Source organism: Vibrio nigripulchritudo (assembly GCF_027924785.1).
Lineage (GTDB): Bacteria > Pseudomonadota > Gammaproteobacteria > Enterobacterales > Vibrionaceae > Vibrio > Vibrio nigripulchritudo.
In genome coordinates, this window is the sequence record NZ_AP027050.1 from 1,965,247 (window position 1) to 1,989,465 (window position 24,219).

Sequence of the window (24,219 nt, forward strand, 5' to 3'; positions counted from 1 at the left end):
TATCCTGTTTTTGCGTTCAATGGCGCGTAGTTTAACCTGAATTCGGGTTTGCTCAAGTGAGATAGAGATACAGAAGCCACAGTACACCGACAACAATACACTTGACGTTCCAGGGTGCGCGGAAGAACAAATGAATCAAAACCAGAGGCAACATAAGTGTGACCAATACGTACTCTCGGGCTGTCCATACCTTGTTGGCATCAGAATCTAGTTCATCCCAGCCGTCACCTTGCTCAGATTCAACATTCTGACTTTCCGTATTTGCTCGCTGCTCGGCTCTTCTTGCGCTTTGTTCTGCTCGTTTCTGTTCCGTTTTTTGGTTTGGCGTGAGCTCCAGTTCGGGTTCCGGTTTTTCCTCTGGTTGCCACCAGTCTTCACGCGGAGCTTCCCCTTTCGCGGCTTTCGCTCTAAGCAAGCGCTTGTTCAGTGCCGTTACTTTGCCATGCTTGGTCTGGATGCCGTATTGGCGTTTTAGGTGAACCAAGGTCTTTTGCAGAGGAATGCCTTTTTCCGGATCGACCATCGCGACAAAATTGGCATAGCCTTCAAGAGATCGGAACAAATCGTCCGTTCCCCACGTTTTGCCTTCCGGACCATCTAACTCAATCTGCTTTAATACCGCTCGAAAACGTTTAAGGGTTTTACGATCCACCGACAGCTTGTCGTTCACCACCACACCCGTGACTTCCTGCTTTTGATGGCTGCGCATCACACGGGTCTTCTCGGGGTGGAGCGTGAACCCTTCGTCGATAACAATTTGCTTGGCTCGCCAAAGCAGCGATTGCACTTTGTCGGGATCATCGGTGGAAAAGGTCAGATCATCGGCGTATCGGCTATAGGTAAACCCGAGTTTATCCGCCATTCCTTGTAGCCTTGCATCCAGCCGACGACACAGAGCATTGGTGATGGCTGGGCTGCATGGAGAACCTTGCGGTAACCGGCGCTCACCCTGAGCGACAAACCAGGTTTTACCGTCCATCTCGAGTTCCTGAACTTCCGGCTCTGTGGTCAAAAGCCCAAATACCGTAGCGAGTTCCTCACTGTAACCCTGCGCGCGAAACAGCCCTTTCACCCGCTTGTAGCTGATGCTTGGGAAGAAGTCTTTCAGATCCATATTGATCACCGCCGCCTTGCCGACATGAGGCTGGGCATTAGTAACAATACTTTTCCCTGAGACAAACCCGTGCGCTGCCTGATGTATCGTTAACTTCTCCAGAACATTATCGAGCAGCCAGTACTGAGCGCGTTTAAGCCTTGGCATAGGCGCAGAAATATGGCGCTCACCGCCGGACTTTTTGGCAATCGTAAAACGCTGGTAATGAGAGACATTCGATACGTCTTTCTGATAGGCAAGAAACCGCAGTTCAGAGACCGAAATACCCATCGCCTGAGCAAGTGAAGCAATATTTTCAAAATGGGGGAGATCTTGGCTTTCCAGCTTGCTGGCATCGCTTTCTTTGTTCACTAACCCCAGCGAAACGTCGTCACCCAGCCAGGTGAAGCTCTCTTTTTGTTTGTGATACCACGCCAGCGCGCGTTCGTATCGCTCTTGATTACGAGCTTGACGTGTCTGCTCCCGCTTTTCCAGCGCCGCTTTCTTTCGCTCTTTATGAAGCGCTTCCAATGCCTTTTCAGGGTCAGAATACAGGCTGTCGAGCTGGCTCAGTTCACGCATTTTGCGCATCAGTTCAGCGCGTCGCTCAATGAATTCCTGCGTTAAGTTGGGTTGCTCTTCGTCCTTATCCCAAAAACCAAGGCGAATCATTTCTTGCAGAATGTACTCGTCTTTACTGGTTTCCCGAATGCGATCATAGATTTCCTGACGGGTCAGTTTTGGGGCTGAGTCAGACAACGTTGCCTCCTGGCTATCGGATTGGGATGAGTGATGAGAAGTATCAGACATAGACCGCCTCCCCTTTAATCAAACGGGTATGCAGTGGCGTAGTGCCGTGATGAAAAAGTCTGGAAACTAGGGAAGAAGGAGAAAGCAGCGCGACGCGATATTCCTTCGAAGAGTTCTTAGTACTGAGGGTATCAACTCGATGCCGTACGTTACCTATACCGCTCATTGACTTCTGTGAAGTCACACCGCAATAGCGGTATAGGTGACTGTACGGCTCAGTAAAGATAGCATCAGTGATGCGTGGGCAGTCTTTAAACCTGAATGGCGATCCACCATTCGAGATGCAAGGTTCTTCTGCCGCGCTGCTATGGTTTCCCATTGTATGTCTAATGGCTTGTTCAGCAAGTAAAAATTGTGAGACTTGGCTCTGTTTTGAGAGGCAGTCCGGGTTTGATAAGACAGCGTTCATCATGCGGTTACCTCCTCGCCCAGTTCTCGGGCAGCTTGCATCCGAAGCGCCAGCATGTGCTCACAAGGTCCCTGTCTCAGTTTGTTGGTATGCCAGAAATGACAATCGCACTCGCCTCCTATCAGACGCTGATCTCGGTCGATTCTCAGAACAGAGCGATACTCTTTTCCGTTGTCCAGAGTGACGCCCACTATCTCTTTGATACCAGACTGCTCCGTAACCTGAATCACGGAAACTAAATTGGCGGCGACCAGACGGCTGGCTTTTTCTTCTCTTTCATTGGTAAAGCGAATTTGATCCAGTGCGATAGGTTGATTGTAGAGATGTCGAAGTCGGTACACATCCAGACTCAGGTCATACAAAACCTGTCCCAACTGGCTGTATTGCGCGAGCGCCGATTTCACCACACTCACGTCCAGCGCTAACCGGGATGCCAGGCTGGAAGCGCTCTCTTGTTGGGTTTCCTTGAGTGCTAAATAGACTCGCTGACTGGTCAGTTCATTCACCGTTTCTCGCGGTGCAAGCAGGTCAAACTGACCAGCAGCAGACCAGTCATTAGCGCTCCACCCAGACAAACCAAGCGTGAATGTCATATCACCCATGTTCGCGACATAAAAGGATGGCATGCCATCCCCCAACAAGCAGACATCAAAGCTGTCTGCGACAGGCAATAAACGCTCTAGAATCAGGATGCGCCTGCGTCCCCAGGTGCGAATGGTTCGGGCTTCATCACCACGGTAGACGGAACGAGGACAGGTAATCACATCGCCCCATGGCTCCATCACAATCTTAATCGGTTGATCGGGTGTTAATTCAAAACGCATGGAACGCGGTCCAACGCGCTCTTTTTTGCGTTTCAGCAACAGGCAGATGTTATGGATGTCCATTGGATGAAGCCGGAACTTCACCATTGGCAATGTCATGGCAGAGCTGACTTGCAGGAAGCCCCGTACCCACGAATCGGGAAGATCAATTTTCTTCTCATCGAATGCTGCACTGCCGGAAGTCTGGACGTTGAACCCGTCGGGATCCACTTTCAGCAGCGTTTTGCGATAGTCCCGAATCTTCTGAAATTCGTCGTACAGCCCTTGGGAGTAGTCAATATTGGTGGTGCCGCATTCTTTATCGCTGACGTTTTCAAAGGTGTCGTAGTTGCAGCTCAGTTTGCCGTAACTGGATTCGTCCTCTGAGAAACATTCAAAAAAGACCTGATCTGGGTGAACCGTGATGACGGGGTCAAGCACATACCAGGCATCCATGTCGTGCTTGTACAGGTACTTAAAGTACTTGTCCTGCGCTTTGTAAAATGGCGACATGATTTCTGCCGAGGCTTTACTCATTTCAGTCAGTTCGGCTTTGACCTCTTCTAGCTCTTGCTTGACTTCACCAGAGCGACTGACAAATTCCGCCAGCAATCGTTCTTCTTCCTGCGCCAGCCAGTTCTGATATTCATCCCGGTTTTTGGGCACAAAACGCATGTCCGAAATGACCACATCATGGAGCGCAGAAATGGCTTCCCGAAAGATGTGTTTTTCTTTTACCTCACCCACAAAGAATGTCGGGGCGCGAGATGTATCTGGAGAGAACGCGACATCGGTCGATTGGCTACCAGAACGAACCTGACTTTTGGATGCGTATTGATAACTCACTTTCATGATTCGTTCTCCATGGTCGCGGCAACTGAAGAAGCCACGTGGCGCGGCGATTTAATTTCAATGGGCATCGCCAGACTGCTCTCTTGCTGTTTAAGTGCCAGCATGGCTTTTAGAATTTGTGCTTTGTCTTTGTGAACAGAAGTCAGGGACTGACGAGTCAGGATTTCTGACACCATTTCCATCACCTTCGGGGAAGCAGTGGCTTGCTCTGTCATGAAAGCCAGCACTCGATCTTTTGCTGCCCGCCCGCTGTTTACGCGGCTGAGCACTGAGATGAAGTAAGGTTTTAACGCCAGCAGAATGGACTCGTCCCCCGATGCATATTGAGAAAGGAACTGGGTCACAAACAGCTCAACATTGGCAGCAGGGTGCTGGCTCAACTTGAGTAGGTACTGTTTCCCATCCGTTTCATCAAAGAAACGTTGCAGCAACTCTCGCCCAAACGCCTGCACCTGACCATCTGGGTTGTCACACACTGAAACAATGGCTTCTGGGGTCCAGTGCTCGGCTGTCATATGTTTGCGGCTGAACTCAAACGCAAACTCTTTGGTATCCAGCCACGCACTCGCTAATAGAGCAAGAAACCCTTCGCTGTCATCAAGCAGTGATTTAGGTTCACGCTCAAAATGCGCTCTGGCGATTTCTCTCAACGCAAAAGTGTTGCTGTTTGCCAGTAACAACCAGCTTTCGTTATCGAGTTCTCGGTCCAGTGTGCGAGCGTTAAAGCTATCAGACAGAATAGGGAGCACGACGTTGTGTGCCATTTCAGATTTTGCCGTCGCCAGTAAAAGCACTTCATTGAGTGACTTTATCGACAGCTCGCGTTCAAATTCTTGCTGAATAAAGTCTGTGACCAAACGTTGCAAATCTTGATCGAGTTCTCTCTGATTCAGCAGTGCCACCAACTTGCCAAACACCAAACCTCGGTTGTCATTGCTTCTTTGGTAAGCGGCAGGCAGTGCGGTCAACACCGCTTTTCGTTGGGCTTCGTTGTTCTTTAGCAGCAACGTCATTAAATACGGCAGGTTCTCCATCAGTTCATCAGGAGATTGCTTGGAGAGTAATGCGACACTGAAAGACTGAATATGATAAGAATCACTGGCTTGAATGGCATCAAAAATGCCAGTAGGAATATCTGACCATGCGACATCAAGCGACATCAATAGCTCACACCCCAACAACGTATTCGGAGCATATTCGCTGAGAACAAGCGCTTCAATCTGGACTAGGGATAAGCCAGACAACGCATCCTTGCAGTGCGATTTCAACCATTCGGCTAACCATAGCGCCTGCTCAATTGAACGCAAAGGATGGGAAGTCAGACGTTGCGTCAGAAGGTTCAGCACTTCTGCCTGACCGCTTCTGAACAGCCCATTGCGCTGCATTTTTTCATCCAGCCAGTCTTTGACAATGGCAGACTCCATGGTGAGCAGCGCGACCAGTACATCGGTAGTTTTGGATAAGTCGGCAATCTTATCGAGCTGTTCTAACGCCAATGACTGGGCAGCTTCAATACCACTTTCTAGCAGAAGCACCAACTGCTCACCCGACAAACTATTACGCTCTAGCCGCGTATCTATAAGTGGTTTAGCGAATTGCTGGCAAACACTGTAGGGTCTGACCATCAAATTCACCAGAATATCGAGGCCGAGTGCTTCTATGTAGCTGGTGTTGTCTTGCAAGGCTCGAATGGCAAACTCACAAACAGGCTGGCATTGACTCGCCAAAGCAAGTTCCAGCAAATTGTGAGGCACTTGATCCCAGAGCTGGGAAAACGCTTCCCCTCGCCCTTCAAAGGTGACATCTGGGTTGAACTTCCAAACGTACCCCGCTTCGCTTCGGGCGTAGGCTGAATGCTCTTTTCTCAAAACGGCGTTAAAGGTGGCATAGCGAGCAAACGCATCGTAATGATTGACCGATTTCAACTGCCGACGCCAGTTTGAATCGTACTCGTAGATCTCCGACGTTTTGGGCTTTTTGCCGTCGCTGTCTTTAAATTGCAGCAGAATCTGAGTAGCCATTCGCACGTAGTCCGGGCTTTCGTTCACACCCAGCTGCTTTAACACTCGCCACTGGCGGCGCACCAGATAATTGTGTGTATTTTGCGAATGTGCCAACCGCGCCTCTGGCGACTTCAGCTCTTTTTCTACCTCTAACCGACCATGCTGATGCGAATAGTAGTATCGCCAGCTCTTTTGGAAAAATGGGTTTCTTTGCTCAAGCTGGAATTGAGCGATAGCGAACGTAGTGGCATCAAGACGAAATTCGCTCATTTTCAGGATGTATCGAATCCCCTGAAAGGCGTTAGGCACAAAAGGTATGCGAGGCAATGACTGTTGCAGGGCGTTTTGAATGTTCTCGTCAAACCAGGATTGCAAATACGCCTGTTTCAACAGCGAATTGATGTTGGTATCCGGCGTGGTTTGCGCCACAAACTGATCAACTTTACGAGTGAACTCTTCCGCTTCCAGCAAAGCGTGACCAGATAAATCGCGATAGGTTTGCGCTCGTTCTGATTTGGGTGTCAGAGAGAGAATGGCTTCCATTGCCAGAGCAGAGAATTTGGCGTCAGCATGGCTCAGATACGGCTTGATGGTGTTGATGTCGGATTGGCTTCCTATCCGGCCAAGGCTCCACAATATGGCGTAATCCAGTTGCCAGACTTTACTGCCCAGTTTGGACGAAATCAGTGCCGCGAGATCGGGGTTCGCGACAGGGCGTAAACGCCAGATTTGGCGACCAAGAGCGTAACTGTCTTTCTCATTTTCAATGCGCTTAACCAACGACGCATGATCAAACAGGTTCGCTTCGCTTTCTTCGTTGGATGACGTGTAAGCAGAAAGCGCTTTCAGATCTTCATAGCCTTTATTGATTTTGGACACCACCACGCTATCGAACAGACGTTCAGCCTGCTCAAGCGCCACTGGTTCGCGGGTCTTTGTGCCTTCTCGAAGTGTGCTGCCCCGTCGACCATAGCGAAAGTTCACTAAGTATCGATTAGGGTCTGAGGATGCTTGTTCCACCAGATCCACTTCGTACACTTTATCGGAATTGTCCTTTTGATATCGAAGCCGCGATTTCCGTATCAATTTCATGCTGTCGCCCTAAGCCGTTATGCAATACTCGAAAACTTTATCACATATTAATCAACCTATTACATAAGCATGCATGGCAAATTCGATGTAATCCACAAAGTGAGAAATGCACCGCTTTTTAGGGATTTCTGCTGAGCAAAATGTCTTACTGACTGGCGTTTTTCAAAAATTCCAAACGAGATTTCTCTTCTTCTGATGGCTGATAAGGTTCATCGCTCAACTGAGCAAGGTCGAATTGACCTAGTGAATAAGTGGCTTGTTCACTGATGCCATACCCGTTTTTCTGACCGGGGAAATCCGACAACTTCTCCAACTGAATATAACGAAGTTCGAACTCCGATTGATGCCCGTTAAGTACACTTTTGTGGGCTTTCAGGTTAAGCACCTGGCCACCAGATGGCAGCTTTTTTGTCGCGGTCAGTGACGCAACGGGCTTGCCGTTAGAGGAGAACAAGCTGGCACGGAGGCGGTATGTCCCTTGTTCATTCAATTCCAGACTAACGGGGATGATCATATCCGCGTTCTCACTAACCGGAGGTTCGACACCCGTTACTTTGCCAACGGGCAGGTAATACCGGAAGTCAGCCGTTAGTACATCGTCTCCCTGAGCAAACGTTACTTTGGCTTTCACCCGTAATTCTTCTGGCCAGTCTGATTTTGATTTGAAGATCACCTCACTTCCTTCAACGGTTTGACGAGCGAGGCTGTTTCCGCCTTTTACATCTCTCAAATCTACGTGAACCTGCTGAATTTCAAGTGGCGTTTCAATGAATACCCGAATCGGCTCGGGATAAAAGTACCGGTACTTTTCCAACCGAATCGCCGCTTTCTGTTTTCCTCCCAGAATAGGGAGTTCCACCTTATGAAATCGGTTCGGATTAAGGGCTCTGGGGTCTTCATCATCAAGCGGTGGTGAGTAGCCTGGATGTTGCAGCTCTTTTGCGTATGCGCTGGCAATGATGCTGAACTGCTCCTTCAGAGATGTTTCCAGCTCTTTTTCATTTGTGTCCGGTTTATCAGTCTCTGGAGACTCACTAGTGAGCTCAACGTTGGCATGGGGCTCTGAATGCCCGGTCGCTGCTGGAGGCTTGTCTGGCTTAATTTCCTGCGTCGGATTCTGATGAAGTATGTCATCGTCGCAAAGCTCCATCCAGGTGACCATACCAACCAATACAATGGCGAGCAAAATCACGAACCTTCTTACATATACATTCCCAGAAAAATAAACCGAACCGGGCATTTTCATAAGACACCTCAATTGGCGAAAGACGACCCGACAGATGCACTTTGATATGCACTGTCGGGCTAGGTGGACAAATTCTAATCACCTTTAACGTGCACCTTCCAGCAGGTCATAAGTCAATTGAGACATTGATTTGGAATCTGAATCTTTTACGTAACGGTAAGTATTGCCTGACCACCATGAACTTTGATCTTCCGTCAAAACGCGTACCTTGCTGCCATCAGGCAAAGTGAGATTGACTCTGACCGGAGCCACTCTACCTTCGTGAGCATTGTCGATAAGCGTGCTGTGGGAATAATCTTCGCCCATCAATAATGGGTAGTGATGCGCCATAAAACTTGTTACGCCTCTGGACTGGGCAGCCAGCTTCCCATCGAATGCCACAAAGGACGAACAACTGTTGTAGCTGCCAGAAGACTGGGCTCCACAGCTTGAATGCGCGGCAACAACACCATCGTCATGACCGGGAAGAAAACCTGCTGTCAGTCCCCAGAAGTCAGAACTGTCACCAACGACACGGATCCTTGGTACCCGGCTGTCAGGCAAAGGTGACAGTTGCCTTGCGTTGCCGACTTTCAAATCGTTCAATACCCCAACGTTATCTGTTGTTGGGGTCATACCAAGCCAAAGCGACAGCGCTTGTCGCAATGTCCAGTTACCCACGCCGCCTCCTTCCGCAGCATTGATCGCCATATCTGCAAGCTCTGAACCTCCGCCAGCACCCGCAAAGTCCAGTGTCGCGATGATGTTTAGCGGTGCCATCCCTGCGTTTTCCAGCCAGCGTTTCTGGTTGTCTAGAATATGCCGGGCAATCAAGTCGCCCGTTGAATGTGTCACGATGATGCAGCCTCGTGAACAGGTATTGTTTCGCGATAGTGACTGGAGCTTTGGCCACACATAATCAGACGCGATTTTACCCTGCACACGCTCGTGAGATGGCCAGTCAATCCGTTCGTCAGCCCGGCTTAACCAGTAAGATTGCCAGTATTCTTCACCAGTTTTAGCAACCTGCTGAGCATTCGGCTTTTGCTCTAGCTGGCTGGCTTGAAAGCCATGAATCAAAATGACAGGGTGTTGTGATATGGCAGCGAAAGCCGCCGTGGAGATCCATGCCGTTAAGCATGTGAGAGAGCAGATCAATACTTTCATTTTATAATTTCTCTTATGTGTTATAGAAACAAGAGAAAGAATAGAAGTTGACCAATCAATTACTAGATTATCAGCTCACACTTTCGAAATTTTGTTAACATTTTTGCAACATAGTCACAAATTCAGACAAAAAACTAATATGGAAAAGGCAGCGTCATGCTGCCTTAATCTGTCTGTGCTTTCGCTGAAATTGAACTACAACCCGCCCATTAACATGTACTTGGTTTCCAGATAATCTTCGATACCCTGACGCGCGCCTTCGCGCCCAAGCCCCGACTCTTTTACACCACCAAATGGGGCAACTTCTGTTGAGATCAGACCCTCGTTGATCCCTATCATGCCTGCCTCTAGCTGCTCTGAAACCTGCCAGCTTCGTCTTAGGGATTGAGAATAGAAGTAAGCCACCAACCCCGCATCTGTCTGGTTGGCGCGCTCTATAACTTCCTCTTCCGTATCGAAGGTAAAGATTGCTGCAAGCGGTCCAAAGGTTTCTTCGTGGGCGACCCGCATGTCGTCAGTCATTCCCGTCACTATCATAGGAGAACAAAACAGATTGGTCGGCTTTTCTTTAGAGCCCAGCACCAGGCTTGCCCCTTTGTCCAAAGCATCGTTTAAATGGTCATAAACCTTATCCAGACCCGCTTGATTGATCATCGAACCAATCTGGTTATCAGGGTTGAGACCATCACCTACTTTAAGCGTTTCAAACGCCGCCTTAAGTTTGGAGACGAAGTTTTCCTGAACCGATCGATGGACAAATATGCGATTCGCACAGACACAGGTTTGCCCCGCATTTCGAAGCTTAGCAATCAATGTTCCCTGAACCGCAGCATCTAAATCTGCATCTTCAAACACAATGAATGGCGCGTTGCCACCCAATTCTAAGGAGAGTTTTTTCACAGAACCGGACGATTGAGACATCAGCAGTTTGCCTACTTGAGTTGATCCGGTAAACGAGACTTTGCGAACGATTTTGCTATCGGTGAATGCTCCACCAATGCCTGCCGCATCACCAGTGAGTATGTTGAAAACGCCGGGTGGAATGCCAGCCTCTTCAGCCAAAGCGCCTAGCGCCAAAGCTGTAAATGGCGTATCGGGAGCGGGCTTGAGTACAACTGTGCAGCCTGCCGCTAAAGCGGGACCGCATTTTCTTGTGATCATCGCAGCAGGGAAATTCCATGGGGTTATCGCCCCGACTACTCCCACTGGCTCTTTAGTCACCACAATTCGGGCGTCGGGCTTATGAGAAGGGATAGTTTCTCCGTAAGCACGTTTGGCTTCTTCAGCAAACCATTCAATAAAGCTCGCCGCGTATGCGACTTCACCTTTTGCTTCGTGAATGGATTTACCTTGTTCTGTGGTGATGATGGTGGCGAGATCGTCACTGTTTTCCTGAATCAGTTCAAACCACTTCTTAAGCAGGTTGCTGCGCGCTTTGGCAGTAAGAGAGCGCCACTCTTTCTGTGCCAGGTTAGCTTTAGCAATGCACTGCTCTGCTTCTTCTCTGCCAAAAACAGGAACCTGACCAATCTTTTGACCCGTTGCCGGGTTGTACACGGGTTGTTGTTCAGCCGCCTCTCCAACCCAGTTTCCATCGACATAACAAAGCTGTTTGAACAAATCCATATTTTGCAGTTTCACAGAGCACTCCATTAGGAAAAGTGGTTAACTGCCTAATACTTGTTCTAAATTCCGGAACAAATCAACCCATTTTTTGTGAAAGAGTGATGTAGAAATATAAGAAAGCCCTCACTCGCAGAACCGAGTGAGGGATTAGTTTAAATATTCTGTTCATTAGGGTGTGGAACCCCTTTTCCAGTCTCCAGATAACTCTTCAGGCTAAGCCCAATAAACAGCCCCCACTTACAGTTACAGTGCCCAAAAAAGGGACCCATTTCTGGCCAGCCTTCGTGAGTAAAGCTCAATGCTGCCCCTCGGTCGTTTTCAGAAATGATAAACGTAAAATGCCCCATTTCTTGCCAGGGTCCTTCTACACATTGCCACACAACTTTTCGGTTTTTCTCCAAACTCACCAACTGCATTTCGACTTTATGATCACACTGAGGACCAAAGTAAAAGGAAAGGTTTTCCCCTAATATACTGGTGGCGTCTGCTTTGGTCCACCAGTTGGACAGCCCTTCACTGCTGGTGATCGCCTGATACAGCTTTTCCGGTGTGGTTTCCATGACTACATGATGATGTATGCTCGTCATAACGTGCTCCTTGCCATTTATGTACACCAAAAGGTGTACTATTTAGTTTTAAAAAAAGCACTGCATCAGTGCTTCGTTTCACTTAAGAACGATTGACGCGCGTAGGGTCTGTTTACCCTAGTCGCTTATCAACCCTTCCAAACTGTCCAGACTGCTGAGCCAACCCAGCTTATGCCCTTCATAAGCAGATTCATCAGGCAGCTTCTCATGAAGTAATGTTAGACGTGTCCGCTTATTCTCTACCTGCTCAAACCTTAATGTCACCAACGTGGATACATTCTGATCTTCACATCCACCACAAGCCTGATCTGCCAGAACCCATGTGAACACTAACTGCACGTGTGGATCTACAATCACAAATTCCCCGAAATGGCTGATTTCATTTCCTTCCGGTGATTGAATGACAATTTCGTACTTTCCGCCCTGCACTGCATCCACGTTTGCTGAAATCACATTGTGATCAGTCGGACCAAACCACTGACTTAACACACCCGCTTGTGTCCATGCTTCGAACAGAGTTTTATCATCTGCCCGGAATTCTCGTTGCAACTTTAGTGCTGCGTAACCCCGTTGAGCCGACATCGTTACTCGCTCTCCGTTAACTGCTTGTCTATGTAGAATTCTAGTGCATCAAACTTGTCTTCCCAGAAAGTCTGATAGAAGGCCAGCCACTCATTCACTTCCACCAGCGGATCGGGATTCAGCGAGCAAATATGTTCTCGCCCGACTACCTGCCGAGTAAGCAGTCCAGCACGTTCCAAAACCTTTAGGTGTTTGGTCACCGCAGATTTGGAAATGTTATTGGGGTTCGAGAGCTCTTTCACTGGCAGGGATCCATTCGCTAACTGGCGAACCATTTCGCGTCTTGTCCCATCTGCCAATGCCATAAATACATGGCTGAGCTGTTCATCTTTAATGTTTACCATAAGGTGTACAATAGTTCCGGATCTTAATCTTGTCAAATAGAGGATCCTTTCTTCTTTTCGATTCCGCACAAAATATCAAAACTCGCTACCTCGCTCTGTTCAAAATACAAGGGTTAAACAAAAACGGAGATACACCATGGAACATCGTGATATTTGGGAAACGTACGTACAAAGCTGGAAAGTGGAAACAGCAGAAGAGAAGCTGGCGTTGTTTGACCAGTGCCTGGCTGAAAAGTCGGTATACACAGACCCCCTGACGCAGGCTCGAACAAAAGACGATCTTGTGCAGTATATGCTGGATTTTCACCAACAAATTGATGGCGGACACTTTGTCACCACCTATTTTTTAAGCCACCATAACAAAAGCGTTGCCAAGTGGAACATGTGCAATCGCCAAGGTGAAATATTGGGAGAAGGCATCAGCTTCGGTGAATACAACGAACAGGGAAAGCTGATTGCAGAAACCGGATTTTTTGAAGTCCCAGAACAAGGAAACTGATTTTGAGATACATCGAGCGCATAGAGGCAGGAATTGCCTTTGTAGAAGCACATCTAAGCAGCCGTTTCGAATTGCATGAAGTGGCAAAAGCCGCAGGAATGAGCCAGTGGCATTTTCAACGAATATTTAAAGCGCTGACTGGTGAAACCTTGAAAACTTACATTCGCAATCGCCGGCTTTCGCAATCTCTTGCTGCGCTCGAATCTGACCATCACCGAATCATTGATATTGCTCTCGATGCGGGTTATGAATCTCAGGAAGCGTATACCCGTGCGTTCAAGTCGCTGTTTGGAATCAATCCTAACCAATACCGTCACGTTGAACACAAAAAGCAGTGGTTGAAGAAAAATGAAATCACCGCCGATTATCTAAAACAACTGGCACGCAATTCCGATACCTTGCCAGAGTTTTATCATCAGCCTGAGTTGTGGCTTGCTGGTCTGCACACTCGCTTTCACAGTTCAGATTCAGATAAGAACAATATCGCAGATAAGCTCCCGGCACTTTGGAATGACTTTCTTCCCAGAATTCAAGAACTCGGCAATCTGACAGACAGTTCAACCGCCTACGGTGTTGTTCAGCCCGTCCACGACAACACGGACCTGCTGGAATACTATGCTGCAGTTCAGGTAGAACCAGATACCCCACTGCCTGATGGATTTTCACTGGTGAGGATACCAAGTGCGCGTTATGCCAAATTTGCTCATCGAGGCTACCCACAGGCACTAGACGAGAGTGTCAATTACATCTATTCCAACTGGCTACTTAATCAGAACTGTGTTCACACGCTGGGTCCGGATCTGGAAATCTACGGACCAGAGTACAAAGAAAACTCAGAGGCGTCCTGTATCCATTACGCTATCCCAATCACCCCGTAACGCCCCTCAACATTCCTGGCATAACCTTCAGACGAAAAAAAGCCACACGCAAAACGCGGGTGGCTAAATCAATTGTGAACAAATATCGGTTCACTAACAACGTCAGTTGGCTAGGTGACCCTCGGCTTTAAAAAGGGTCACTCTTATTAATGCAGCAACCGTGCCAACTTTTTAGATCACATTTTTGTTCGAAATCCCATCATATCTCTCAAAAAATCGCCACAAAATACAATGACATTCGCAAATTGCAAATGCACTTTGCAAATCATAGCAATATAAAACCTGTTTCACTTATGACGCAATAAAAATTGTCTCAGTTATAAAACGCCATGCGTAAATCAATGATGGTGGATTTCTGAGCTGAAAACGGAAGAATCTGGTTCATAACCGATGGAACGCACATTGATCTCGGATGTCATAAAGAAAGTATATTTTAGATATACCCTTTGATGCTCGGGTCTAGGTTCTTTCCTTTGCTTGAGTAACATCCCTGAGAATTAAATCAGCAAGGAATCGCTATGCTCTGGAAACGTCTTTTCCTACTTGTCTTCGCTTTTGGGCTTTTTGGATGTACCACCAAACTAATTTATAGCAACCTCGACTGGATCGTGATTGATCATATCGAGGACTACGTTTCCCTTACCTCAGATCAGGAAGACATTATTGAACTGAGCGTTCAAAAACTCAGTGACTGGCATCGCACAGAAGAACTCCCCCGTTACATCGAGCACTTGAATGAACTGGAAAAAATGAATCCCGAAACGGTGGATACTGATTATATCCATGCTCAGATTGAGAAATTTCGTCAACACGCAGAACGCATTATAACTAAGGCATCACCCAATATTTATGCGCTTGTCAGCCAACTCGACCAAGAGCAGATCGATGAATTGATGGAAAATACCGCCAAAGAAAACAAAGAGTTTCGCGAAGAAAACAACGACAAAACGGAAGAAGAGAGGCGAGAAACCTATCAGGAGCGTATGGAAGAAAACCTTGAAGACTGGATCGGCAAGCTCACCAAGGAACAGAAAACCATCATCAAAGACTGGTCACAGGACATCAAAATTACGTATTTTGACTGGGCAAAACACGACGAAGTCATGTTCGAACAACTCAACACTTTATTCAAACGCCGTGACGAAGCCAGTTACTTCCAATCTACTTTCTTCAGAATATTTGATGACCCTGAAAGCTTCTACACTGAAGAACTGAAACAGAAACTTGAATTTAACAGGCAACTTGCCAGCGAACGCATTGCCAAAGTCATTAACCTGATGAACGATAAACAGAAAGCACACTTCAAAGAAGAGGTGAATGACTGGAGAAACATTGCCCAGGATCTGACAAAAAGCGATTAAGTTGCTTCGATCGCTCTACGACAAAGTGAAAAAATTGCCCCGTATTCTCGGGGCAATTTCATTATTCCGTCTCCAAACCCGCGCGTTTGACGATTTCGGTTTCAAAGCCGTCGATGCTGTGCTGATTTTTCTTGAGCCAGTATTTTCTGACTCCTTCTTCCCCTTGTCTTTCTGACCACTTCGCCAACTCTTCTCTGTCACCGACGTAGTCATAAAACGGTACTGACATACCACAAGATGCCTGAACCAAATTAATATCGAGTAAGAAGATTTGACGGGTTGCGACACTATGAGGAAACAGATCAACGTAGTTTGACCAGTCTTCATCGCTTGAATGGATAGCTCGCGCATTTCCGTACGCTCTGAGGATCAGCGGCGAGCCTTCGAATGCACAGAACATGATGGTCATTCTGGGGTTTTGCAGCACATGGGCAGCGGATTCATTACCGCTCCCTGTTAAATTCTGCCAGGCGATGGTTTTGTTGTCGATAACACGAAGCGAGTCGCCCCCTTTTGGCGATAAGTTAACGGATCCCGTTTCACCAGCAGTACCCACAAAGTAGATTTTCTGCTTCTGAATAAACTCGATATGCTTGTCCGATAGCTCTGCGGATTGTTGTCCCATAATCCTTCCCTTTTATTGAGTCACTTCAAATGCTTCACATAAGGTTCCCTGATGATAGACCAATTGCCAGCCCTCACCAGTAAACATCCATATAGAAGAACGCTTGGCATGATCGAAATACTCGCCCTGCTCATTGATTAAAGCGGTTTTGTACAAGAGCATCTGAACCGATGGCTTAAGAGTCATGCAAACAAAATCTTGAGAGTGAACGGGAGGTTGGGTATCTGGTTCCTGCTCCATATTTTTGAGCATATCTTCAAAGTTGTATGTGACGCCGGACTTACCAACTTCTACAAACTCGGGGTGCAAAAGCCGATGAATTTCTTCTCCATTCTTTCGCACGCCAGGTTGATGTAATGCTTTTTCCTGCTCAATCAATATGTCCACTGTGCCTCCTTAGCTATTTTCTGCCTGTAACGCTTGCTCACGGGTAGTGAAAGACTGAATTTTCTTTTCACTCACGATAAGCAGTATCGCCGCCACGATAATACTGCCAGCACACAACATAAGCGGTGCTTTAAACCCAAAGTACTGTGAAATCAGCCCCATCAAACTGGAGCCAATCATAGTGCCTATCAGCATTGAGTTGGTATAGATTGCCGAGGCTTTTCCGATGCTGTGAGGCGCCTGATCCTGCATGATGGTGACGCCAAGCCCAACAAAAATACCAAAAAACAAACCGTTAAGAAGTTGCAGTGCTAACAATACTGGCATTGAGGAAAACAAAAACATGCCCGAATAAAACACAATAGCAACGGCGAAACCAATCCCCATCACTTTTAACTTGCCTATTCTCGCTGACCATGTTGCAACCATTAACATAACCGGGATCTCAACCGCAGCCGTTAGTCCAAGTAAAATTCCCGGATAAGAATCGGGGAACCCCAGATCTTTCGTAAGATACAAAGGCATGGTATTGAGGTAGCTGCTGTTCGCGATGTTAGCAATAACCATTACCGCACCTAGCCACCAGATGGTAACGGGCATTTTGGTGCTCGGTTCAGCTTCATCCGCTTTCTTTTTGGGGCTAGATGATTGATGCGGTTTAAGATAAAGCGAGACCAACAATATCACCGCAAAAGCAATGCCCGCAGAAACGTAAAAGTTAGACTGAAAACCAAGATTATCAACGGAGAAAAACGCCAGCGGAGGTCCAACAATCCACAGCAGAGAAACGGAAGATCGCATTTGCGAGTTCAATTTAGTGCTGTCTTTTCCAGTGGCATCAGCATAACGGCGAATCATAGAAAGGATGACGGGAATTGAAGACGAGGCAAATGGCATAAAGAACACCCCTACCAGTAGGGCGTGCCAAAATTCAGTAGCAAGAGAAAAAGACAAAGCGGATAACAGCAGCCCAAAAAGAGTTAATACAAATATCCATTTACTCGACACACCTTTGTCTATCAGCCCCAACAGCTTTTGGCTAACGAAGATGGTAATAATCGAATAGGTGGTGGTGTACAAACCAAGGTAGACGGGATCGGCGTTCAAACCGCTGACCATAAAAAGGCTCATGATTGGAAGGACAAACGCAAACGACAAGGCAGTCATTCCGTTCACAGCAAAGAAAACGCCACCTTGTCCTCTGAGAAGATCAAATTTTTGTTTCATATACCTAGCCTTAGACTTCTACCATTTTTGATGAAGTTTTTTATTCGTGTTTTTTAGATCTGGCTTTTTCATTCAGGCTACGCTCTGGCTTGTTAATGAGGTCGAAATACCAGAGTCTGCTGCCTCTATCTTTTTACTGCTAAGACAAAAAATGTATGCCAGTGCTTTAGATTACCAATTTTGGTTTTACCCGGTTCATTTCTTTCATGAAACTCTATGATCTCATAGCCTTCAAATAACAATTCGACTTGTTCTCGACGAAGTGGTGTGACAACTCTGCCCGGTTCACTCACCCAAGAGTCCTCCGGTCCTAAAAAGCCACCAGCAAAAACACCTCCGGATACCAGACTGTCAGATATTTTTTGCCAGGTGGATTCAAACTGGTTTGGATCGGCAAAATACAAGCTGGACATGGCTATCATCACGCCGCAAGAAGGGTAGTCGTACTCCTCAAAGCTGTTGTTTTCGACCTCTACCAACGCATTTTCAAAAAAGCGTTCATGACAGATTCGAATCGCTTCGGGTTGTATGTCAAACCCATGTACCTGATAGCCCGAGTTAGATAGATAATGAATGTCCGCTCCTGTACCACAACCACAATCTACAGCGACTTTGTGTCCCGATCGGTTGAGGTCTATGGCGCGCTTTGTCCAGGGAGAAGGCTTTCTATTTAATGTTTTCTGATAGAAAGCACGCCAGAGTTCATCATTTTCAGATGGTTGGTTTCGTTGCATATTGTAAGCTCTGATCTTCCAAGTAATTTGCCAGAGAATGGCGGGCTCTAAAATGTGTGGTGACAACCGGCTGGATATTCAGCTTTTCTATATCAGCCGCATCTTTGCCATGTTGTTGTTCGAACTTCTCCCAGCTTACCGGAATAGCGGCTTCAATATACCCTGAATTAAGTAAAAGCTTTGCATAGTCTTCTGGTGTGTATCCTCGCTCTTCAGCAATGAAGTACTCAGCCTCATCTGGCTGAGACTCAACCAGTGTTTGGTAAAAAGCGGCAACATCTTCGACATGCACATAGCGGTTAACACCATGAGATGGCGATGCATATTTCAGTTCTTTCCCGGGATTTTCACTCAAGATTCTGAAGAGCTGGCAGCTTTCCCCTCCATAGATAAGACTGGGGCAATAGACAATTTTCCAAAGACCTTGCCTCGCTTGATAAATGGTCTTCTCATCTGGCGCAACAATATCAAACGGTTTAATTTGAAACGCATTCAGCTCTGAAGGGTTGGCTTTTCCAAACAACCAGACACCAGACGTATGAATCTTGGTTGCTCCCATTTTAGCAAAGGCATTCAAAGCGGTTAAAAGAGTTCGCTCGATAGAAGCAATTTCATCTGGCGAATGTTCAGACCAATGGGGTCTTGCGCAGTTGACAACGGCATCAAAGCAGCTGTGCATACTCGTATCTTCAAGACGAACATCTTGTGCGCTCTGTAACTCTCCCCTTTGCACTTTGAAGACCTCCCATCCGCAGGATTCAAATTGCCGGACAATGTGTCGCCCGACATACCCGTTTGAACCCGATACGAGTACTTTTCTTCTGCCCACTAATCTCCTCCTCCGCAACTGCTTCCTCCACAGCTACTTCCAGTATCAGACGAACAGCCCGCGGAGCCCGAACAACCAATATGCGAGGCACAATATTGGTCGCTTTTCTTACCATCGCAATTCAGGGTGTAATGAAATCCGTCTTCGATATTCAGCATGGCATCAATGGCAAATATCAAAGGAAGTTTGGCTGGATACCGGATATCTATCCCCTCTCGCCGACAAGCTAACCTCCAGGCGCGCTTTATCCCTTCTTGAGCCACCGTAGGTGACGCCATGGCTTCAGTTGGTGTGTGATGTAAAAACTGACCAAGTGCATTTTGGCAAAAACGCTGATAAGCCTTGGTAGAAAGAATGAATTCATGCCACGCCACATCAACAACCTGTGAAGGCATCGCGACCGTTTTCCCACCGGCAGCGTTGCAGATGTGAAAGTAATCTCTCAACCCTTGAATAACAAACTTAATCCCGGAATCTGTTAGGTGTGGATAGGTTTTTCTGATCCTGTCTGGAAGATGATTTTCGAATGGAAAGTGATCGATAAATTCCTGACGAGCTTTTTCTTTGCGTCGATTTCTGGCAATGATGGCAATAACAATCACAGGTATCGAGAAAATTAGCACCAGCGGAATGGTGATAGCCAGGGTAGTAGTCATATCCATATAAAACTCCAACTGTCCCTAAAACAATCCGGTATCTTGTGTAAACCATTCAGTAAGTGCAATTTACGGCATATAAATACATGAAGCCGCCCGAATTTTTTGAAATTACTCACATTTATCGAACGTAAGCCGAATTATTTCATGAACAATTAGTGATTCTTTTATCATTATTATCAAAATGTTACATCGACTTTTATCTAGGTAATTATAAAAGCCTATAATTTACAATACGTTACGCCGAATTGATCCTAACAAAAAATTCATTATTTTCTAATAATAATTATCATTAGGGTTTGAGCACTTTCGTAAACCCTATTTTGAATTCCAATGCGAATTGAAGGGGGAGTCTATGAATAAGGTTCTGGTTCTTGTGTCGCTGGCATTCCTGCTTTCTGCTTACTTCATTCATTTGATGGAGGAGAAAGAGTCTCCTCCTGTCGATCAGTCAGAAAATCTGCCCAAATACGAACCCCAGCTCAAAAACGAAGAACCTGCACATATATCGCGAATTGCGTAAGGTTTGTTAAGTTTACTCCGTCGCCAATTGAACGCTTTCTTGGGTTTTGTTGGCACTCAGAGCAGCAAGTACCAAGAACATCAGACCCAGAATCGTGCCTGCCAGACTCAGGTAAAGAGTGCTGTAAAAATTGTACACACCCGCAACTACACCGATAGCGACGCTAGACAGTAGCGTACTGCCTTGCAAAACATTGGAAAACAGAGTCGATGCAACACCCAGTTGATCCCTCATCATATCCTGAAGCGCCACCATTCCAAGAGTTGCGGTTACCCCTACAAATACTCCATTGCAAACTTGCATTGCAATAATCTGCCAAGGAGAAATCACGTAGAGCATGCCTGCAAAGAACAACATTCCGCAGACTAACCCCACCGCCAGCACTCTATTACTGCCATACTTTGTGGCTAGCCAACCTGCTGCCAGCATAATCGGGATCTCGAAAAGTGCCGCGGCGCCGTAAAAAGTCCCAGGCCAGCTGTCACCCAAGCCCAGTTCTTTGGTCACATATAAAGGCATCGCCGTTACGTACAGGCCATTGGCAAAAAATGTCATCAACATCGCGAAGCAAAACAAAACGATGGGGGCTTTTTTGTACCAAGGGATTAATACTGGAGAATCTTCTGTTTGTTCTTCTTTCATGACCCCGTCAGGGAGAAAAAAGAAGATAACCGCAATCGTCGCCACGATCACCACCGCTGAAACCATAAAGGTTGCCGCAAAACCAAATTCTGCTTTCACAATAAATGCCGCTGGCGGTCCGAAAACCCAGGCAAGCGCCATCGCAGCACGCATAGAAGATAAAAACGTTGTGGCTTTGTCAGCCAAGAATTCATCGGCGTATTCCCTAGCAAGAGCAAATGCCTGACCATAGATAGCACCACCAACGCTGCCAAAGACAAAAGCGATAGCAACTGCCAGGTAATAATCGCGGATAAATGCGAAACCCAGAACCGTTATGAGATAGCAGGTGAACGCAACCAGCAAAATGACCTTTCTGCTCCATCCACGATCGGAGTAGTAAGCGATAAACTGAGATACCACAACCGTACTAAAAACGGTGAGTACCAAATAGGCACTTAACATTGCAGGAGTGGCTTCCAACGCTTCAACCATAAACAGGCTTGATAACGGGAAGAAAAATGACCCGCACAAACCTGTAGCGAACGTCGTAAACATAAAGAGTAAGACAGTTCGATCTTTCCACATAGACCTTATCCTTTTCGTTTTATTGTTTTTTTCAGATTGCATTTTAAAAACGCAGAGTGGCCACTCCGACATAAACAACCACCGACTCGAGGGGAAGTCAGTGGCTAAAAATAAGTCTACTCAATATATGTTGATAGATTGGTATAAATCTGTCGTCTGTCGATACTTTTCCTTCAAATTTCCTTTTCACTTTGACAGAAAAATACAGTACACAATATGATGAGCTCAGCCGATTTTGAATACTTGGAAAGTTCATGCGCCCTTTTGTAGAAGCGATAAGCGATAAAACTCAGTTCAACTGGAAAATCCAGGATTATGTGTGCGATGTACCTAAAAGTGGGTTTACGTGCGCCTGGCATTATCACGTTGAATACGAACTGGTGCTTTATATCGATCCGGGGCAATCCTTCAATGGAAATTACTTTGCAGGCGACCATATAGGCAACGTGGACCACAATACATTGTTACTATATGGACCGGGTTTGCCTCATATGATTTCTGGGCGCTCCAAAGCAGACGCCACTCGTGCCCACACCACCTTAATTCTCTGGTTTACTCAAAGCTGGATAGACAAATTGATCGAAGCCGCTCCTGAACTGACACACCTCAAACCCATGCTTAGAAGGTCATATAAAGGACTGGAGTTTTCCTCACAAACTGGGGCAGCGGTTCATAACATTCTCAAAGGATACAAAACTCAGTCCGCTCATCAGCAACTGTTCTCCGTATTAGAAGCATTGACGGTTCTGGCGGAAGATGAACAAGCCAAAACATTAGCCAGTTCAAGCTACGCGATAGAGAGAATGAAAGAGCCGGACGAGAGCTTCAATCGGGTTGAGGCTGCCAGACGGTACATTGAAAGTCACTATGATAAGCCGATAAAGATCCACGATTTTTGCCAGAGCCTTCATATGAGTGAAAGTTCTGCCTATCGCCTGTTTGAAAAGCACTTTAAAGAGAGTTTCTCAGAACACCTGAAGAAATTTCGCATTGGTAAAGCTTGTGAATTGCTGGTCAACACTGAAATCCCTGTCTCTTTGGTTGCAGAGCGCTCTGGCTTCAATAATATGTCCAACTTCAATCGACAATTCAAAAGCAGCAAAAACATGACCCCTTCCGACTTTCGCAGCCAGTTCAATCGGTCATAGTTTTTCGGCTAATCGCTTGAGGTATCCTTTCGCCAGCTGACTGTCTCCGCGGCTTAGCCATTTGATGCAATCAAACAGCTCCCAAATCAGCCCCTCATCGCCATTGGTATAAACCGGAAAGTCTTTATGCTCTGGTGGAGGGGTTTCAACAACTCTTGGCGGAACAATATCCGCTTTATCAAATAGAATCTGGTAAGGGTTACAAACTGGAAACGCTTCCGATTCATCCAGTACATGAATCTCGGCACTGGTCATGTCACCAAACAGGTACTTTCGAAAGCAAGCCTTATCGCTGTGGTTACCTTCCAATCGATAGAAGATATCTTTTCCCGTCTCAAACGCATCGAAAGCAGCCTGACATGTCCGATGGAACCCATGACGAGTAAACACCAAAATGTCGGCATCCGAAACTCTGTCACCAGTTCCTTTTGCCAATGAGCCAACAAGAATTGCAGCTAAAGCATCTTGATTGGGCTCGAACGCGCAAACCGCATCTTCAATTAACTGAGCTTGAATAGGCAATGTTGATAAGTTCATTGGTCTAAGATCCATGGTGACTCAATACTGATTGTTCTCTCATCAAAATTTATCGACATTTCCACACCCAGAGGTGTCACTAACATAGGGTGTGTATGACAACTGTCAAAACCGTACAAGATAGGCACTCGTTGACCGTTTAATACCTCAACTAGGACGTCCAGTGGTGTTCTACCTGTACCTTTATCGTCAAACAGCTCATGTTTGCCCAATACAATTGCTGATACTTTATCGAACACACCGCATATTTTTAAGTGAGCAAATGATCGCTCCACGGTTTCAATCCCTTTCAAACTGTCTTCGATTAAAAGTATGTCTCCCGAACGGACTTCTGGCATAAACGGGCTACCCCAAATCCCAGTCATGGTATTGAGGTTTCCTCCGATCAATCGACCAGATACTTTCCCCTCTCCCAGGAAATCCCACTGATTCTTTGAAACGGGTTTTGGCGCATTTTGAGTTTCCCAGTCAATACGAGCATCAGTCCAGTTTTCTGGCATTAGATAGGAGCACGGAACAGAAGGTCTTCGTACCAGAAATTGCTCAAAAGATGCACATGTTTCATCAACCAACGGAGAAAGCTCACCAAAAGACGCCACTAAAGCAGGACCATAAAAGGTGACTAACCCAGTTTTTGCATAAATACCTAGTAGAAGTGCCGTAACATCCGAATAACCAATGATGATTTTTGGGTCTTTTTTCAGCGCGTCGTAATCAATATATGGGAGAAGTGCATTGCTATTGTTACCGCCAATGGTAGACATTATGCAACGCACGCTCGGGTCGCGGATTAACGAATTTAACTCCTCCGCTCGTGCTTGAATGGACCCTGAACGATACTTATCTGACTGACCAGTCAATGAACCACTTATCAATTCAAAACCTTTGTTCTCAAGGAATTTCTTAGCGCGTTCAAATCTTTTAGGTGCGAAAACAGTAGCAGGCGACGAAGGAGAAAAGAATGCTATCTTCTCTCCTTTATTTAATTTAGGAGGAAATAAGGTATTCATAAC

At 46.5% G+C, this 24,219-nt stretch carries 24 protein-coding genes; 5 read left to right on the forward strand and 19 right to left on the reverse strand.

Features of this window, described 5'->3' with window-relative positions:
* Positions 1-52: 52 nt before the first annotated feature.
* The 10 genes from QMG91_RS27125 to QMG91_RS27170 all read right to left on the reverse strand — a co-directional run bounded on the left by QMG91_RS27125 (position 53) and on the right by QMG91_RS27170 (position 12,593).
* On the reverse strand, positions 53-1,903 hold the full coding sequence (locus QMG91_RS27125; RefSeq protein ID WP_281831126.1) for a reverse transcriptase family protein: 1,851 nt from the start codon (positions 1,901-1,903) through the stop codon (positions 53-55).
* Complete coding sequence (locus tag QMG91_RS27130; RefSeq protein WP_281831127.1) at positions 1,896-2,315, reverse strand: hypothetical protein; 420 nt, start codon at positions 2,313-2,315, stop codon at positions 1,896-1,898. The genes QMG91_RS27125 and QMG91_RS27130 overlap by 8 nt, the downstream gene beginning before the upstream one ends.
* The gene (locus QMG91_RS27135; RefSeq protein ID WP_281831128.1) at positions 2,312-3,967 is read right to left on the reverse strand and encodes a hypothetical protein; all 1,656 of its coding nucleotides are present in this window, start codon (positions 3,965-3,967) and stop codon (positions 2,312-2,314) included. Before QMG91_RS27135 ends, QMG91_RS27130 begins: the two co-directional genes overlap by 4 nt.
* Positions 3,964-7,062: a hypothetical protein gene (locus tag QMG91_RS27140; RefSeq protein ID WP_281831129.1), complete on the reverse strand. Its 3,099-nt coding sequence runs from the start codon at positions 7,060-7,062 to the stop codon at positions 3,964-3,966. The genes QMG91_RS27135 and QMG91_RS27140 overlap by 4 nt, the downstream gene beginning before the upstream one ends.
* Positions 7,063-7,207: 145 nt before the next feature.
* On the reverse strand, positions 7,208-8,308 hold the full coding sequence (locus tag QMG91_RS27145; protein ID WP_281831130.1) for a hypothetical protein: 1,101 nt from the start codon (positions 8,306-8,308) through the stop codon (positions 7,208-7,210).
* 84 nt (positions 8,309-8,392) lie between these two features.
* On the reverse strand, positions 8,393-9,454 hold the full coding sequence (locus QMG91_RS27150) for a hypothetical protein (RefSeq protein WP_281831131.1): 1,062 nt from the start codon (positions 9,452-9,454) through the stop codon (positions 8,393-8,395).
* 195 nt (positions 9,455-9,649) lie between these two features.
* Positions 9,650-11,095: an NAD-dependent succinate-semialdehyde dehydrogenase gene (locus tag QMG91_RS27155; protein WP_409351276.1), complete on the reverse strand. Its 1,446-nt coding sequence runs from the start codon at positions 11,093-11,095 to the stop codon at positions 9,650-9,652.
* Between the two features lie 137 nt (positions 11,096-11,232).
* Positions 11,233-11,667 carry an SRPBCC family protein gene (locus QMG91_RS27160; RefSeq protein WP_281831133.1) on the reverse strand — a complete coding sequence of 145 codons (435 nt, stop codon included), beginning with the start codon at positions 11,665-11,667 and terminating at the stop codon, positions 11,233-11,235.
* A 117-nt stretch (positions 11,668-11,784) separates the two neighbouring features.
* On the reverse strand, positions 11,785-12,249 hold the full coding sequence (locus tag QMG91_RS27165) for an SRPBCC family protein (protein WP_281831134.1): 465 nt from the start codon (positions 12,247-12,249) through the stop codon (positions 11,785-11,787).
* Between the two features lie 2 nt (positions 12,250-12,251).
* A complete protein-coding gene (locus QMG91_RS27170; protein ID WP_038123225.1) occupies positions 12,252-12,593 on the reverse strand; it encodes an ArsR/SmtB family transcription factor in 342 nt (113 codons plus the stop codon).
* Between the two features lie 136 nt (positions 12,594-12,729).
* On the opposite strand from QMG91_RS27170, the gene QMG91_RS27175 reads away from it, so the two are divergent.
* From QMG91_RS27175 to QMG91_RS27185, 3 genes are all read left to right on the forward strand, one after another.
* Positions 12,730-13,092: a nuclear transport factor 2 family protein gene (locus tag QMG91_RS27175; RefSeq protein ID WP_022595880.1), complete on the forward strand. Its 363-nt coding sequence runs from the start codon at positions 12,730-12,732 to the stop codon at positions 13,090-13,092.
* 2 nt (positions 13,093-13,094) lie between these two features.
* A complete protein-coding gene (locus QMG91_RS27180) occupies positions 13,095-13,970 on the forward strand; it encodes an AraC family transcriptional regulator (protein WP_281831135.1) in 876 nt (291 codons plus the stop codon).
* Positions 13,971-14,488: 518 nt separating this feature from the next.
* Complete coding sequence (locus tag QMG91_RS27185) at positions 14,489-15,331, forward strand: DUF6279 family lipoprotein (protein ID WP_281831136.1); 843 nt, start codon at positions 14,489-14,491, stop codon at positions 15,329-15,331.
* A 61-nt stretch (positions 15,332-15,392) separates the two neighbouring features.
* Here the strand turns inward: QMG91_RS27185 and QMG91_RS27190 are convergent, their stop codons facing one another.
* The 6 genes from QMG91_RS27190 to QMG91_RS27215 all read right to left on the reverse strand — a co-directional run bounded on the left by QMG91_RS27190 (position 15,393) and on the right by QMG91_RS27215 (position 19,795).
* On the reverse strand, positions 15,393-15,956 hold the full coding sequence (locus tag QMG91_RS27190; protein WP_281831137.1) for a pyridoxamine 5'-phosphate oxidase family protein: 564 nt from the start codon (positions 15,954-15,956) through the stop codon (positions 15,393-15,395).
* Between the two features lie 12 nt (positions 15,957-15,968).
* Complete coding sequence (locus QMG91_RS27195) at positions 15,969-16,343, reverse strand: nuclear transport factor 2 family protein (protein WP_022562049.1); 375 nt, start codon at positions 16,341-16,343, stop codon at positions 15,969-15,971.
* 9 nt (positions 16,344-16,352) lie between these two features.
* Entirely contained in the window at positions 16,353-17,570 is a 1,218-nt protein-coding gene (locus tag QMG91_RS27200) for a sugar efflux transporter (RefSeq protein WP_281831138.1), read from the reverse strand.
* Between the two features lie 125 nt (positions 17,571-17,695).
* Positions 17,696-18,304, reverse strand: a complete 609-nt coding sequence (locus QMG91_RS27205) for a class I SAM-dependent methyltransferase (RefSeq protein ID WP_281831139.1) — start codon at positions 18,302-18,304, stop codon at positions 17,696-17,698.
* Positions 18,282-19,133 carry an NAD-dependent epimerase/dehydratase family protein gene (locus QMG91_RS27210; protein ID WP_281831140.1) on the reverse strand — a complete coding sequence of 284 codons (852 nt, stop codon included), beginning with the start codon at positions 19,131-19,133 and terminating at the stop codon, positions 18,282-18,284. Before QMG91_RS27210 ends, QMG91_RS27205 begins: the two co-directional genes overlap by 23 nt.
* Complete coding sequence (locus tag QMG91_RS27215; RefSeq protein ID WP_022591407.1) at positions 19,133-19,795, reverse strand: glycine-rich domain-containing protein; 663 nt, start codon at positions 19,793-19,795, stop codon at positions 19,133-19,135. The genes QMG91_RS27210 and QMG91_RS27215 overlap by 1 nt, the downstream gene beginning before the upstream one ends.
* A 349-nt stretch (positions 19,796-20,144) precedes the next feature.
* On the opposite strand from QMG91_RS27215, the gene QMG91_RS27220 reads away from it, so the two are divergent.
* A complete protein-coding gene (locus QMG91_RS27220) occupies positions 20,145-20,312 on the forward strand; it encodes a hypothetical protein (protein ID WP_004406411.1) in 168 nt (55 codons plus the stop codon).
* 12 nt (positions 20,313-20,324) lie between these two features.
* On the opposite strand, the gene QMG91_RS27225 is transcribed toward QMG91_RS27220, so the two are convergent.
* The gene (locus tag QMG91_RS27225) at positions 20,325-21,521 is read right to left on the reverse strand and encodes a sugar efflux transporter (protein ID WP_281831141.1); all 1,197 of its coding nucleotides are present in this window, start codon (positions 21,519-21,521) and stop codon (positions 20,325-20,327) included.
* A gap of 254 nt (positions 21,522-21,775) precedes the next feature.
* Here QMG91_RS27225 and QMG91_RS27230 point away from each other — a divergent pair, with 254 nt between their 5' ends.
* A complete protein-coding gene (locus QMG91_RS27230) occupies positions 21,776-22,669 on the forward strand; it encodes a helix-turn-helix domain-containing protein (protein WP_004406416.1) in 894 nt (297 codons plus the stop codon).
* Here the strand turns inward: QMG91_RS27230 and QMG91_RS27235 are convergent.
* A complete protein-coding gene (locus QMG91_RS27235; RefSeq protein WP_281831142.1) occupies positions 22,664-23,206 on the reverse strand; it encodes a nucleotidyltransferase domain-containing protein in 543 nt (180 codons plus the stop codon). The genes QMG91_RS27230 and QMG91_RS27235 overlap by 6 nt on opposite strands.
* Positions 23,203-24,216, reverse strand: a complete 1,014-nt coding sequence (locus QMG91_RS27240) for a S66 family peptidase (RefSeq protein WP_281831143.1) — start codon at positions 24,214-24,216, stop codon at positions 23,203-23,205. Before QMG91_RS27240 ends, QMG91_RS27235 begins: the two co-directional genes overlap by 4 nt.
* Positions 24,217-24,219: the final 3 nt, after the last annotated feature.